Source organism: Galbibacter orientalis DSM 19592, assembly GCF_000260115.1.
Classification (GTDB): Bacteria; Bacteroidota; Bacteroidia; order Flavobacteriales; family Flavobacteriaceae; genus Galbibacter; species Galbibacter orientalis.
On sequence record NZ_JH651380.1, the window covers coordinates 515330 to 528855 of the forward strand.

The following is a 13526-nucleotide window of genomic DNA, read 5'->3' on the forward strand; positions in this document are numbered from 1 at the left end:
GTATGTTCTTTAATTTATAGTTATGATGTCGTTATGGTTGTTTTCATATTCCAAGGCATAATTAAGTTCACCTTTGGATTCAGCATATATGGTATAAAGCAGTTGGTTCTCTTCGATTTGTTCTCCCAAATGCACATTTAGAAGAATCCCTGCCGATTTAGATTGTGGTGCTCCAGAAAGCTTGGCCAGTTTTGCAATTTTACGGTTATCAATTCGTTGCAAAACGCCTGACTTTTCAGCTTTAATTTCAATTTTATAAGGTGCTAAAACTGGTTTTGAAAATTGACCTTGCGCCTTACAAATGGCTACGAATTTTTCATATGCTTTTCCAGATTTGAGAATTTTATGTGCGGTTTCCTGTCCCTTTCCTTTTTCTACTTTTCCAGAAAGTTCTAATAGTTCAGTAGCTAAAAGCAATGCTCTTTCTGTTAAGTCTTTAGGTGCATCTTCCTCATTTTTCAAAACTTTTAATATATCTATGGCTTCTAAAGTTGGACCGATACCCCTTCCAACAGGCTGCGTGCCATCCGTAACTACAACTTTTACATTCAACCCAACAGCAGTTCCAACGGTTTCCATATGATTTTTTAGTTTTTCTGCCATTTCGGTACTGCGAACCTTGGCGGTTTCTCCCACGGGAATATCAATGACCACGTGAGTAGAACCAGCTGCTGCCTTTTTAGAGAGTACTGAAGCGATGAGCTGACCTTCGCTATCAATATCCAAGGCTTTTTCAATTTTAATGAGCACATCATCGGCAGGACTTAACTGCGCTGTACCGCCCCAAACAAAACATCCGCCTTCTTTTTCTACTACGGTCTTTATTTCCTCGGAAGAGAGCGTAACATTGGTCAGTACTTCCATTGTATCTGCTGTGCCTGCTGGCGAAGTGATTGCCCGTGAGGATGTTTTTGGCATAGTAAGCCCATACGCGGCAACAATGGCAACTACCAATGGTGTTGTCCTATTGCCAGGCAATCCGCCAATACAATGTTTGTCGACCACGATATCCTTGTTCCAGTTCAGTTGCTTTCCGGAAGCAATCATTGCTTTCGTTAGGTCGGATATTTCATCAATATCCATTCGGTCGCCAGCACAGGCAGTAATAAATGCCGAAAGGTGGATGTTGGAATAATCGCCTTCCACGATATCGGTTATGATGTTGTTATAGGCCTTATAATCCAGTTTTTTGTTATAGATTTTTGCCCTGACGTGGCTTAAGGATTCAATAGGCTCTAAATGGGAAACATATAATGTATCGTTTGGGGAAACATTGAGTTTTTTCGCAGCAGCATCTGATAGTCCGATTTCATTAGGCAACAGAATATCAGAATTCAGGACATTAAGACTTGCTACGATTGATGTATTTGCATTGGATATTCTTATTCGGGTAAGTGCCTCAAACCCTTCTGAAATACAGACGTGGCAATCTTCGCGCATATACACTACATTTTCGTTTTGGGTATAGATTCCGAGATGTTTATATTTTAATATGTTTGAGTGTGTGTCCATATTTTATTGGTTGTTGTGATTTTTCGATTTATTCTATTTCTTCGATGGTGTATAATTGCGGAATTTCTGCATCCCACCCATAGGTTTCCTTGATGCCTTTTTGCAATGCTTCTGCACTCTCTTTTTCACCGTGTACAATGAAAATACGTTCGGGTTTGTTTTTTATCTTATCCATCCAGTCCATAAGTTCTGCGTGGTCTGCGTGTGCCGAAAGCCCTTCAATTTCTACTACTTGCATTTTAAACGGCACCCATTTTCCATATACTTTTAGTTCTTTTTCACCTTCCAATAATTTTCTGCCACGAGTGCCTTCAGCTTGATAGCCTACAAAAAGTAAGGTGTTATTTGGATTTTGTGCCTGTGTTTCAAGATAGTTTAGCATTCTTCCCCCTGTGAGCATTCCGCTTCCTGCAATCACGATTTTTGGTTTGTAATCTGTTCTTAATTCCATTGTTTCACGATAACTGCTAACAACTGTAAAGTGTGAGCACATTTCGTCACATTCGTTGTCTTCCAATCTGTGCCAATCCCGAGTTCTATGAAACAGTTCCAATACGTTGGCACCCATTGGACTATCCATAATCATTTGTACTTTGGGGATTTTGTTCTCCTTGAGTAACCTCCAAAAAATAAGCATCATCAATTGGGCGCGTTCTACCGAAAAACTTGGGACAAATAAGCTGCCACCTCTATTAATGGTTTCATTGACCAATTTTTCAATTTGTGGAAGTGCTTCTACTTCATCACGATGAAATCTTCCTCCGTAGGTGGATTCAATAAATAATACATCTGCCTTTTTTGGCTTTAATGGCGGAAACAGTAATAAATCGTTTGTTCTGCCTATATCGCCAGAAAACACGAAACGTTTTCCGCGTAAATCTAACTCAATGTATGTGGCACCAAGGATGTGTCCGTTGTATTGAAACCTCGCTTTCACATCTTTGAGAATGGGTAACCATTGCGAGGGTGGTACTCCTTTGAAGTAAGGGATTGTTTTTTCTACATCATTTAAATCGTAAAGTGGTTCCGCGGGACTGTGTTTGGAATAGCCCTCTTTATTGGCACGTTCGGCTTCCTGTTCTTGTATTTTGGCACTATCATTCAATATGATTTTTGCGATGTCCAAGGTGGGATTGGTGCCGTAAATGGGCCCTTTGAAACCTTGCTTTACCAATCTCGGCAAATATCCTGTATGGTCCATATGGCCGTGGGTAAGCAAAACAGCGTCAATATCAGCAACATTAACGGGTGGATACTCCCAGTTTTTAAGGCGTAATTCTTTTAACCCTTGAAAAAGTCCGCAGTCTATGAGTATCTTTTTATCTCCTGTGTCCACTAAATATTTTGAGCCGGTTACCGTACCTGCTGCACCTAAAAAGTGAATATTTATTTTATTGTTATCCATCTTTATAGTATTTATTTAGAGTCCACCACAGCAAGAAGGTGTATTTCCTTTATCTTGTTTTGATTTGCTCAATTCCACTATTTCTTTATATAGATTACGAGAATCCTCTTTAATAAAAAGAGCCAATTTCTTTACTGATTTAGGTTCAAAGTGAACCATTTCCAATAATATCTCAAGGGCTTCTTCAAGTAGTTTAGAGTCATCTTCCAATGCTTGGTAAAATGGCTCTAAATCTATACTGTCCTTTTCTTTCAGTTCATCTGTTTTCATTTGTTCTATTTTTAAATTAAAAATGTATGTAGTGCTTTATTGAATTCTACATAGTTCTCTTGAATCTTCGAGAATCTTTTTGTGCCTTGACTTTGGCACTCCTACTTGTTCTAAAACTTTTGGGTTTTCGTGAAGCTCTTTGCAGAGCACAAGACCTTTATCCAATAATTTCGTTTTTTCGGCCTTAGTAAGCGTTGTTATTGCTGTTAATGGATGTAGCCCCGACTTATCTATTCTGTCTTTTAACCCGTTATCCATTGGGTAATCCCAACTTGTCAATAATAGCCCAACGCATTTACCATATTGTACCGCATCACTTGTAAATCGTGTATTTGTATAGACGCCTCCTTTGTGAAGTTTAGTATCGTGACCTTTTTGGCGTTCCCAATTTTTTTCTACATCTAAAAATCTTGAATTGATGTATAATGGAATCTTCACGTTGCAAACTCGGCCTTGATCGCTATGGTATTTGCATTCAATCATATAATGATTATTGTCTTTTTGCGCTATCACATCTATTTCGTGTTGAACACAATTACCTTGGACAATAACATCAACTTCTGTATCAAAACCTTCGTGTGCCAATAGTTTGCCTACTAATTTTTCAAATGGAAAACCGGTTGGACCTAGTTCCATTAAAGCTTTTTTGAGCTTGTACTTTGAGGCACTTACCCTAGATTTTCGTTTTAGCATCTTGAAAGCCAACTGATAGATTTTTTTGGTTGTCATTCCTTCTTCAATCTGCTCTTGTACTTTCCGGGCTATATCTTGAATAATATCCTCATCTGCCCGTGAACGCCGCAGGGAGTTGATGAGTTTGTTTACATCAAAGGCTTCGTACTCACCAGAGTATTTTTTTATTAAGACTGATTTATTCATTGTTACATTTTAATAGTCATTACTGGTAATTCGGAGTGATTGGTTACACCCTCTGCGATGCTTTTAGAGAATAAGCTTAAAAAGCCTGTACGTCCGTGAGTACACATTGCGATTAAATCGGCATTTTTATATCGTAAATAATTGTTTATCCCTGTTTCTACGTCTGGTTCGTTATATACATTCATTGAGAAGTTATCCAAATCGGGGAATTTTTTCAGGAACTCCTTGATGGGATCCAACCCTTGTTCTATACTGTTAAAATCGGTCTGAGTATTGACCCTCAATAAATGGATATGTGCGCCGCATTTTTCAGCAATCGAAATAACTTGCTTAAATACATCGCTTACATCTTGAAGAAAATCTGAAACAAAAACGATATCCTTAAAAGGAAAGGATACTTCTTCATCCTTGACTACAACAACTGGTACATCAGCTTTCCTAACAATTTTTTCTACGTTGCTTCCCATTAACTCACGTATACCGCCTCGGGTGCCACTACTTCCCGTAACTATAAAATCGTGATGAAAATGACCCGAATGTTTAAGGATATTTGCCTGACCACCATCAAATTTAAGAAAAGTCCTGCATTCAAGGCCTTGTCGTTCTGCTTTTTTCTCCAGTTCTCTCAGGTAGGCTTTTGCGATGCCTATTTGCTTTACTGTTTCTGGGTGCTGTTTTTCTTTTTGTTTATCCAACTTTACCCATTCTACCGGGGTTTTCATCAAATGGAAAAAATGGATTTCGGAATTGTAAAGCTTTGCCATTTCAATTCCGAGTTCTTCTGCTTTATTGCAATTTTTTGAAAAGTCTGTTGGTACGAGTATGTTTTTCATAATATTTGTTTTTAACTATTAATTAATGCTAATTTCATTTCCAGAAGGTTTTTGTTTTTCAAAACAATCCAGATTATATATGGTTGTTTCTGCAATATTGGTCAATGCGGTTTTGGTTAAAAAAGCTTGATGGCTTGTAATTAGTACATTGTTGAAAGTCATTAAGCGTGCAATCACATCGTCTTGCAAAATGTCATCGGAATGGTCTTCAAAGAACAATCCTTCTTCTTCCTCATAAACATCCAGTCCTAAATACCCTATTTTTTTAGTTTTCAATCCTTCGATAACTGCCTTGGTGTCCACCAACCCACCACGACTTGTATTGATGAGCATTACTCCAGATTTCATTAGTGCTATATGCTCTTTATTTATTAAATGTTTTGTTGAAGCTTTTAATGGCACGTGCAGGCTTATTATATCTGCGTGCTTACAGAGCGTCGCACAATCTGAATAGATTACGCCATATTTATCAATTAGGTCTTTGCTTTCTTCTATATCCTGGGCAAGAATATTGCAGCCGAATCCGTGAAGTATTTTTACGAGTACAGACCCTATTTTTCCTGTTCCAATCACGCCAACGGTTTTCCCATTTAGGTCAAAACCAGTGAGACCGTTTAATGAAAAGTTTTGTTCGCGCACTCTATTGTGGGCTTTAATCAGTCTTCGGTTTAATGCAAGTATCAAAGCCATTGTATGTTCTGCAATGGCATAAGGTGAATAGGCTGGGACACGGGCCACTTTTATATTCAATTCAGCTGCTTTTTCTAAATCGACGTGATTGAAACCTGCCGAACGTAATGCGATAAATTTTATGCCTAGTTTGTGTAAAATATCCAAAACTTCCGAAGAGGCATCGTCACTTGAGAAAAGTGCTATGGCCTTTGAACCTTCTGCCAATAAGGCGGTTTCCTTTGTTAGCCTAAATTCCAGAAAATTCAATTGATGTTTTCCTTTATTAGCGTTTTCAATGGAAGGCTTATCGAATTTATGTGTGCTGTATATTGTTGTTTTCATAATTTATGTTCCAAATAGTTCTAAAAGTTCGTGCAATTCTTTATTGACCTGATGTTGCTTGACCACCTCATTAAAAGGGGTTAAGTGCAATTGATTGTTTAAAATCCCGATCATTACATTCTTTTTACTTTGTAAAAGCGATTTTACGGCTTCCACCCCAAGCCTTATGCCCAACATTCTATCCAAAGCAGAAGGATTTCCACCTCGCTGTATGTGGCCAAGCTTTGTTATGCGTAAATCGACATTGGGATTGACTTCCTTTATTTTTGAAGAAACAAGTTCGGCACCAATTTCGTCACCTTCAGAAACTACGATTAGAAAAGCATCCTCGCTATCGTAATTTTTCACCTTACCCAAAAGGTTAATAAAGTCCGTACCGCTCTCCGGAATTAATATGGCGTCCGCACCAACCATCAATCCAGAATGAATACCGATGTAACCCGAATCCCTTCCCATTACTTCAACAATGAACACACGGTTATGGGATTCGGCAGTATCCCTTATTTTATCAATATTTTCAATGGCTGTGTTAACTGCGGAATCAAAACCAAGGGTGTAATCCGTACCCGAAATATCGTTATCAATAGTTCCGGGAATCCCTATGAATGGGATATCGCATATCTCTGAAAAAGCAAGTAATCCTTTAAATGTACCATCACCACCAATGGCAATTAAAGCGTCTATTTTGTTTACATTTAGAGTTTGCAAGGCTTTTTTTCGACCTTCCAGTTCGAGAAAACGTTTGCTTCGGGCTGTCTTAAGGATAGTGCCACCCTTTTGGGTCAGTTTTTGTAATTCGTGTGATTTTAATTGAACCAAGTCACCGTCTATCAATCCTTCATATCCTTTTCTAAAACCACTAACTTTTATACCAGTTGCTTCAGCCGTTTTTGCAATGGCGTACAAGGCTGAATTCATCCCTGGACTATCACCTCCAGAGGTAAATACACCTATATGTTTTATAGTACTATCCATAGTTATAAAGCTTCTTTTTTAAGAATTTCAATGTTTTTTATACCATACAACCTATTAAAAACCATACAAGCTGTAAGGTCACCCGTTACGTTTACAGCAGTCCTGAACATTCCCAACAATCTTTCTACACCAATAATAATGATGATGCCTTCGGCTGGGATACCAACACTTCCCAAAACAGAAGCGAGTATCACCACACCACCTCCGGGAATGGCAGGTGTGCCGATTGAAGCAGCAACGATAGTTACAATGACCACAATAATATTGAGTAAACTCATTTCCAGTCCATAGGCTTGGGCTATAAAAAGGGTTGTTATCGTTTGATAAAGTGCAGTACCATCCATATTGACGGTTGCGCCAATGGGAATGATAAAATTGCTAATGGTCTTGTCCACCTTTAATTTTTCTTCGGCTGTTTGAAGGGAAAGTGGCATCACGGCCGCAGAGCTTGTGGTTGAAAAGGCCAATAATTGAACGTCCCTTATTTTTTTTAAGAAATGCATAGGGTTTGCTTTTCCAAGAAGCACAATTAGCCCTAAATAGAAAATTACTAAGAATAACAGACCGAGCAAGACGACACCCACATAGTAGGTGAGGCCAGATAGAGAACTCAAACCAACACTAGAGGTAAGCTGTGCCATAAGTCCGAAAACAGCAATAGGGACTAATAACATAGACCATTTTACCACCGTCATACAGACTTCCTGAATGGCACTTAGAAGCAGCTTTACTGGGCGCAGTAAATCATTTTCAAGAGATAGCACAGCTACACCAATAATGATTGTGAAAATCACAATACTTAACATTTCACCACTTACCATAGATGCCAATGGATTTTCAGGAAGCAGGTTTGAGATGGCATCAGGAATCGTTTCAACTCCGAAGGAAAGCTCGGGTTCATCAGTTGAAACTGCCGTAATTTCATTATGCTCTTTTAGTGCTTGTTGATGAAGAAAACGACCCGGTCTAAAAATTTGGGATAGTATCGTACCAATGCTAACCGAAACTATTGTTGTGCCCAAAAAATATAGTAAAACACCACCACCTAATTTTTTTAAACTGTCCTTATCATTACTTGCGATTCCTGTGATGATGGAAGCCACAATCAACGGAATCATAATCATTTGAACCAGTTTCAGAAATAGTACACCGGGCAATGCCAGCCAATTCCCCGCGATATCTGCTGTTTCTTTAGAAATCCATCCATTTTGTGGACTCAATAACAGACCAAATCCAACACCTAACAACAAAGCAATGATTACTTTAAGCCATAGACGGCTTTCTACCAGTTTAAGGAGGTAGTGGTTAAGTGATTTTAATGATTTTATCTCTGTCTCTGTGTCAAACATTCTGTTGATTATGCTACACTAATTTTATCGTCCAAATAAACTTCCTGAACAGATTGTAATACTTTCACGCCTTCGCTAAAGGGCTTTTGAAATGCTTTTCTTCCCATTATCAGCCCAGAGCCACCAGCCCTTTTATTGATGACGGCAGTTGTTACAGCTTCGGACAAATCTGATTTGCCTTTGGAACCACCACCTGAATTAATCAGCCCTATTTTACCCATATAGCAATTGGCTACTTGCAACCTGCAAAGGTCAATAGGGTGGTCTGTGGTAAGGGTTTTATACATTTCATCATCATATTTTCCAAATCCTATCTCTTTGAAACCAAAATTATTGGTTGGTAATTTTTGTTTGATGATATCTGCCTGTATCGTTACTCCAATATGATTGGCTTGTCCGGTTACATCGGCCGATGCGTGATAATCTTCTTTATCGGTTTTAAAAGCTTCATTTCGTGTATAGCACCATAAAATGGTAGCCATACCAAGATTATGAGCTTCTTCAAAAGCCTCTGCTATTTCTTTGAGTTGTCTGTTACTTTCCGCTGAACCAAAATAAATCGTAGCTCCTACGGCAATTGCTCCCATATCCCAAGCGGTTTTTACCTTACCAAAGAGTGTTTGGTCATATTTGTTCGGGTAGGTAAGCAGTTCATTGTGGTTAATCTTAACGATAAAAGGGATTTTATGGGCATATTTTCGGGCATTCAAACCCAAAACCCCAAACGTGGAAGCCACCCCATTACAACCGGCCTCAAGGGCGAGTTTTATAATGTTCTCTGGGTCGAAATAATCTGGGTTTTTATAGAATGAAAAGGCCGCGCTATGCTCAATACCTTGGTCCACAGGAAGGATACTTAAATAGCCTGTACCTCCCAGATTTCCGTTGTTGTACAATTGTGAAAGACTTCGAAGCACCTGCGGATTTCTGTTGCTACTGCCAAATACTTTTTCTAAACTATTTTTGCTTGGCACTTGCAATTCATCCTTTGTTATTTTTTCACAAACGTGTTCTAAATAGAAGTCTGCTTTTTCTCCTAAAAGTTCTACTATATTCTTGTCTGTTTTCATTTTGATAGTATTTAATGGATTCCTAAACTTTCATTTGTTTTGGCTATGGATTTTGTACCATCTGTTTCAATTCCAGTTAAAGCCCTAATAGCATCAATTGTTTCCGGGATTACAATAGCTTGGTTATCGACCACGTAGGCATAAAAGAGTTCGTCTCCCTGTACCTTCAGCATATCTTCCCATAGTGCTACTTCGTACATATCGCCCCAAGGCCTTCCCATATCCAAGAACATTTCCTTAATGGTATTGTTAGAAACCAGACCTTGGTCATATTGAATCAATTTAATACGGCTGGACGTTTTGAAAGCATTTAGCACTTCTTGCTTTGTCGCCTGTTTTTTCAATTTCACATTCCAATAGTGCAGATGGCTTAAGGTTTGCGGTACTTTTACTGCTGCGGTGATGACATCCAGTTCTGGGTCAACACTTTTAGCATCCGGACCTTGATGGCTTGGGATATCTTTTTCGGGAACCATCGTATTCATAATACCACCCAAATGACTTTCCCAAGGGTCTGTAGCTCTTCTTAAAAGTGTACCTCTGGCATAATCCAATAAATCGGCTCTTTTTAAAGCGGTCAAGGTTCTTAAAATAGACGTAGTATTACAGGAAACTACTCTTGTCGCATTCAAGTTTAGAGCTGATTTGTAATTATTTTCTGCACTAAAGGAATGCCCTGTGGTTTCGTGTTTTTCGCCACCGTGTAGAATAAATTTGATGTTTTGCTCCTTGTAGATAACGACATTCTGAGCGGCAATTTTTTTGGGTGTACAGTCCACAACAAGATCTGATTTCTTTAAAAGTTCCTGCATATCGCCTTTTACCGAAATCCCTTCAGATTTCATTTTATCAGCAGCATCTTTAGTTGCTGCATAAATGTCGTATTCCTTTCTTACGGCATTTTGAATTCGCCAGTCGCTAATGATATCACATACTCCCGAAAGCTTCATATCGTTTTGTAAGTTGATGGCATCTGCCACCCTTTTTCCAATGACTCCGTATCCTATAACTGCTATATTTTTCATATAAATTGATTTTTATTAATTATGTTTTATTGTTCGTAGTTTCCATTCCCATTGGCATATTACCTTCATCGTCTGTGTGTGAAATCATAAAAAGGCGTTCTGCAACAAGTATTAGAACAATCCCAATCGCTGCTACGATAAGCACCAAAGGATCGTTCAGATATTTTATATAAAGAAAAGCTGCCAATACCGCAATGTCCAATACGATGGCTATTAATGGGATGATAGGCTGAAAAACCACTTTGTTTTTAAGGTGACGGAACAGCCCCCAATGGATAGCGATATCCATAATAAGGTAAAAAATAGCCCCAATGGATGCTATCCTTGTCAAATCGAAAAGCACGGTCAGTAAAATGGCGAGGGAAGACGTGAATATTAGTGCTGGATTTTTTAAGCTACCAAGTTTGGTTAAAGAAGGCACCTGTTTCATATTGCTGAGCATTGCCAACAAGCGTGAAGAGGAAAAGATACTGGCAATGACCCCAGAAACCGTGGCAATAATGGCAATGCCAATGGTAATCCAGGAACCCCATTCCCCAAAAACAGGTTTTGCGGCGGCTGCAAGGGCATAATCTTTAGCTTCGATTATTTCAGGAATGCTTAAACCTCCCGCAACAGCTAATGCCAAGGCTACATATATCAGTGTGCAGATAAGTATGGAAAACACGATAGACCTACCAAGATTTTTATGCGGGTTTTTAATATCGGCCCCTTGGTTCGTGATAGTGGTAAAGCCTTTATAAGCAAGGATAGATAACGCCAAAGCGGCCACAAATCCGAAGCCTTGTGGTAATGTCTCAGTATTTTTGGGAATATAGTTTCCCGTAATATCGGCAAAACCTGAAATTGCAAGGCCGGCAATAGCTAAAATTGCTATTCCCACTACCTTTATAATAGCGGTAAATGTCGCGGTGGCACCAATAACCTTATTGCCCAGGATGTTCACTATATAAGCAACAACAATTAGCCCAACACCCAGGGTAGAGGCATAACCTGCATAGGACTCGGGAAATAGTCTCAACGTATATGCTCCAAAAGTGCCCGCCACCAGACTTTCGGAAACTACCATTGATACGTACATCAGCAAAGAATAAAACCCTGTTGTTGTTCCAGGTCCATAGGATTTGTTAAGGAATTTAACCACACCTCCAGACGATGGAAAAGCATTTGAAAACTTGACATAGGAATATGAGCTAAAACCCACCACAACAGCACCTGCAATAAATGCAATGGGAAATAGATCACCCACCAACTCTGCTATTTGCCCCATAAGGACAAATATGCCAGCACCAATCATTACGCCTGTACCAAGAGATATGGAACCTAATAAGGAAAGCTTATTATTTTTATCTGTGGTGTTTTTCATTTCAAAATTATTTTTCCCTGTTTTTAATCGAAGATTTCGGTTTAAAGTTTCTAATAATCAGGCGGTTGCTCTTTTCATAAGTGAAATAACTTACCGCCCAATTAAAACCAACCATCAATCTATTTCTAAATCCACTTATGGACATCAAGTGAACAACGGACCACAGCAACCAGGCGAAATAGCCTGCAAATTTAAATTTGCCCAAATCGGCAACTGCCTTGCGTTTACCTACGGTTGCTAAGGAACCTTTATCTTTATATTTGAAAGGTTTTATGGATTTGTTATTTATGATATTTAATATCGAATCGCCCAGGTATTTACCTTGTTGAATAGCGGTCTGTGCTACTTGTGGATGTCCTTTTGGGGTTTCTTTGGAAATGAGTGCTGCGATATCACCTATGGCAAAAATATTTTCGTAGCCTTCTACTTTTAAATTGGCATTGGTTTTAATACGGTTGCCTCTGACTACGTGTTTTCCATCAATACCATTTGGGAATTGTCCTTTTACGCCAGCCGTCCAGATAAGGTTTTTAGCCAATATGGTCTTGTCACTTTTGGTAGTGACTTCCTTTCCATCATAATTGCTTACAGCTTCATTTAATAATACCTTTACATTTAAATCCTCTAAATATTTGAGGGTTTTCGAAGATGCTTTATCAGACATTGTACTTAACAACTCATCAATGGCTTCTATTAAATAAATGTTCATAATGGAAGCAGGATACTCTGGATAATCTTTGGGTAGAATGTATTTACAGAATTCAGCCAATGCTCCTGCCATCTCTACACCGGCAGGACCACCACCTACAATTACAAAATTTGTCAGTGCGTCGCGTTCTTTATTATCACAAGTAATAGCTGCCTGTTCCAAATTTTGCAACATCATATGACGGATGTTGAGGGAATCGCGAATATCCTTCATCCCCAAACTATTTTCGGCTACAGAATCCATCCCAAAGAAATTGGTGGTCGCGCCAGTAGCCAACACTAAATAGTCATAAGAAACACTTCCCTTATTGGTCAATATAGTATTTGAATCAGGTTGAATTTCCACAACTTCTGCCAAACGAAAGAAAACATTTTTATAGCCATTGATTTGTTTTCTGAATGGAAATACTATGCTATCAGGTTCCAACGCACTCGTTGCCACTTGATATAATAAAGGTTGAAATTGATGGAAGTTATTTTTATCGAGTAAAACCACTTGAACTTCTTTGTGTTTCAGTTTTTCAACCAATGCCAAACCTGCAAATCCTCCACCAACGATAACCACACTAGGTAATTTGGTATCGGGAAGACAGATTTCATCTGTTATCTTACAAGTGGATTCTAATGTAATGCTATGTGTTTGCTTTTCTTTCATTTTTTATTTCTATCTCTTGCAATGAGTACTGAACATTTGGCATTTGTGGTCAAATATTGGGATACAGAGCCCAATACTAAGCGTGAAAGTGCACCGTGACCCTGAGAGCCTACTACGATTAAATCTGCACCCCAATCTTCTGCTTTTTCATAAATAGTACTTTTGGGCAGGCCACTAACAACACTTGTGGTTATGGTAAGTGCCTTGTTTTCGGCCTTGATTTTATCGAAAGCTTCTGAAACGATTTTGTTTCCCAATTTTTGAGCGTTACTTCTAATTTCTTCTATGTAATTTCCTATCCTGCCGCCCATAGTATGCAATCCCAGGCCGGTTGTTTTCGGAACTTCATAAACATTTATAATATGAATTTCACTATTTGAGGATAGGGTCATTTTTATAAGTTCGTGAATGGCTACTTTACTGAAATCTGAACCATCTATGGCCAATAGTATTTTCATAGTTTGA

Annotated in this window: 13 protein-coding genes; all 13 read right to left on the reverse strand. The window is 38.7% G+C overall.

What is annotated here, in order from left to right:
* Positions 1–9 precede the first annotated feature (9 nt).
* From JOOMADRAFT_RS19345 to JOOMADRAFT_RS19405, 13 genes are read right to left on the reverse strand one after another with little or no spacing between them, the layout of a single operon-like run.
* Positions 10–1512, reverse strand: a complete 1503-nt coding sequence (locus JOOMADRAFT_RS19345) for a thymidine phosphorylase family protein (protein ID WP_008616398.1) — start codon at positions 1510–1512, stop codon at positions 10–12.
* A 28-nt stretch (positions 1513–1540) separates the two neighbouring features.
* Positions 1541–2917, reverse strand: coding sequence for an MBL fold metallo-hydrolase RNA specificity domain-containing protein (locus JOOMADRAFT_RS19350; RefSeq protein WP_008616400.1), 1377 nt, complete (start codon positions 2915–2917; stop codon positions 1541–1543).
* A 15-nt stretch (positions 2918–2932) separates the two neighbouring features.
* Positions 2933–3187 (reverse strand): hypothetical protein, encoded by a 255-nt coding sequence (locus JOOMADRAFT_RS19355; RefSeq protein ID WP_008616402.1) that lies wholly within the window; start codon positions 3185–3187, stop codon positions 2933–2935.
* 36 nt (positions 3188–3223) lie between these two features.
* Entirely contained in the window at positions 3224–4066 is an 843-nt protein-coding gene (locus JOOMADRAFT_RS19360) for a restriction endonuclease (RefSeq protein WP_008616403.1), read from the reverse strand.
* A 2-nt stretch (positions 4067–4068) separates the two neighbouring features.
* Positions 4069–4899: a universal stress protein gene (locus JOOMADRAFT_RS19365; protein WP_008616404.1), complete on the reverse strand. Its 831-nt coding sequence runs from the start codon at positions 4897–4899 to the stop codon at positions 4069–4071.
* An 18-nt stretch (positions 4900–4917) separates the two neighbouring features.
* Positions 4918–5913, reverse strand: a complete 996-nt coding sequence (locus tag JOOMADRAFT_RS19370) for a 2-hydroxyacid dehydrogenase (protein WP_008616405.1) — start codon at positions 5911–5913, stop codon at positions 4918–4920.
* Between the two features lie 3 nt (positions 5914–5916).
* Positions 5917–6888 carry an ATP-dependent 6-phosphofructokinase gene (locus JOOMADRAFT_RS19375; RefSeq protein ID WP_008616408.1) on the reverse strand — a complete coding sequence of 324 codons (972 nt, stop codon included), beginning with the start codon at positions 6886–6888 and terminating at the stop codon, positions 5917–5919.
* A gap of 2 nt (positions 6889–6890) precedes the next feature.
* The gene (locus JOOMADRAFT_RS19380; protein WP_008616410.1) at positions 6891–8237 is read right to left on the reverse strand and encodes a dicarboxylate/amino acid:cation symporter; all 1347 of its coding nucleotides are present in this window, start codon (positions 8235–8237) and stop codon (positions 6891–6893) included.
* An 8-nt stretch (positions 8238–8245) separates the two neighbouring features.
* Positions 8246–9307, reverse strand: a complete 1062-nt coding sequence (locus tag JOOMADRAFT_RS19385) for a class I fructose-bisphosphate aldolase (protein ID WP_008616411.1) — start codon at positions 9305–9307, stop codon at positions 8246–8248.
* Positions 9308–9318: 11 nt separating this feature from the next.
* Complete coding sequence (locus JOOMADRAFT_RS19390) at positions 9319–10332, reverse strand: type II glyceraldehyde-3-phosphate dehydrogenase (RefSeq protein ID WP_008616413.1); 1014 nt, start codon at positions 10330–10332, stop codon at positions 9319–9321.
* Between the two features lie 19 nt (positions 10333–10351).
* Positions 10352–11698 (reverse strand): APC family permease, encoded by a 1347-nt coding sequence (locus tag JOOMADRAFT_RS19395; protein ID WP_008616415.1) that lies wholly within the window; start codon positions 11696–11698, stop codon positions 10352–10354.
* Positions 11699–11705: 7 nt separating this feature from the next.
* Positions 11706–13061 (reverse strand): NAD(P)/FAD-dependent oxidoreductase, encoded by a 1356-nt coding sequence (locus tag JOOMADRAFT_RS19400; protein WP_008616422.1) that lies wholly within the window; start codon positions 13059–13061, stop codon positions 11706–11708.
* Positions 13058–13519: a universal stress protein gene (locus tag JOOMADRAFT_RS19405; protein ID WP_008616424.1), complete on the reverse strand. Its 462-nt coding sequence runs from the start codon at positions 13517–13519 to the stop codon at positions 13058–13060. The genes JOOMADRAFT_RS19400 and JOOMADRAFT_RS19405 overlap by 4 nt, the downstream gene beginning before the upstream one ends.
* Positions 13520–13526 lie beyond the last annotated feature (7 nt).

Bases quoted from the DNA above. Each gene is read 5' to 3' on its own strand.
- JOOMADRAFT_RS19345 (WP_008616398.1), bottom strand. From the start codon at position 1,512: ATGGACACACACTCAAACATATTAAAATATAAACATCTCGGAATCTAT.
- JOOMADRAFT_RS19350 (WP_008616400.1), bottom strand. From the start codon at position 2,917: ATGGATAACAATAAAATAAATATTCACTTTTTAGGTGCAGCAGGTACG.
- JOOMADRAFT_RS19355 (WP_008616402.1), bottom strand. From the start codon at position 3,187: ATGAAAACAGATGAACTGAAAGAAAAGGACAGTATAGATTTAGAGCCA.
- JOOMADRAFT_RS19360 (WP_008616403.1), bottom strand. From the start codon at position 4,066: ATGAATAAATCAGTCTTAATAAAAAAATACTCTGGTGAGTACGAAGCC.
- JOOMADRAFT_RS19365 (WP_008616404.1), bottom strand. From the start codon at position 4,899: ATGAAAAACATACTCGTACCAACAGACTTTTCAAAAAATTGCAATAAA.
- JOOMADRAFT_RS19370 (WP_008616405.1), bottom strand. From the start codon at position 5,913: ATGAAAACAACAATATACAGCACACATAAATTCGATAAGCCTTCCATT.
- JOOMADRAFT_RS19375 (WP_008616408.1), bottom strand. From the start codon at position 6,888: ATGGATAGTACTATAAAACATATAGGTGTATTTACCTCTGGAGGTGAT.
- JOOMADRAFT_RS19380 (WP_008616410.1), bottom strand. From the start codon at position 8,237: ATGTTTGACACAGAGACAGAGATAAAATCATTAAAATCACTTAACCAC.
- JOOMADRAFT_RS19385 (WP_008616411.1), bottom strand. From the start codon at position 9,307: ATGAAAACAGACAAGAATATAGTAGAACTTTTAGGAGAAAAAGCAGAC.
- JOOMADRAFT_RS19390 (WP_008616413.1), bottom strand. From the start codon at position 10,332: ATGAAAAATATAGCAGTTATAGGATACGGAGTCATTGGAAAAAGGGTG.
- JOOMADRAFT_RS19395 (WP_008616415.1), bottom strand. From the start codon at position 11,698: ATGAAAAACACCACAGATAAAAATAATAAGCTTTCCTTATTAGGTTCC.
- JOOMADRAFT_RS19400 (WP_008616422.1), bottom strand. From the start codon at position 13,061: ATGAAAGAAAAGCAAACACATAGCATTACATTAGAATCCACTTGTAAG.
- JOOMADRAFT_RS19405 (WP_008616424.1), bottom strand. From the start codon at position 13,519: ATGAAAATACTATTGGCCATAGATGGTTCAGATTTCAGTAAAGTAGCC.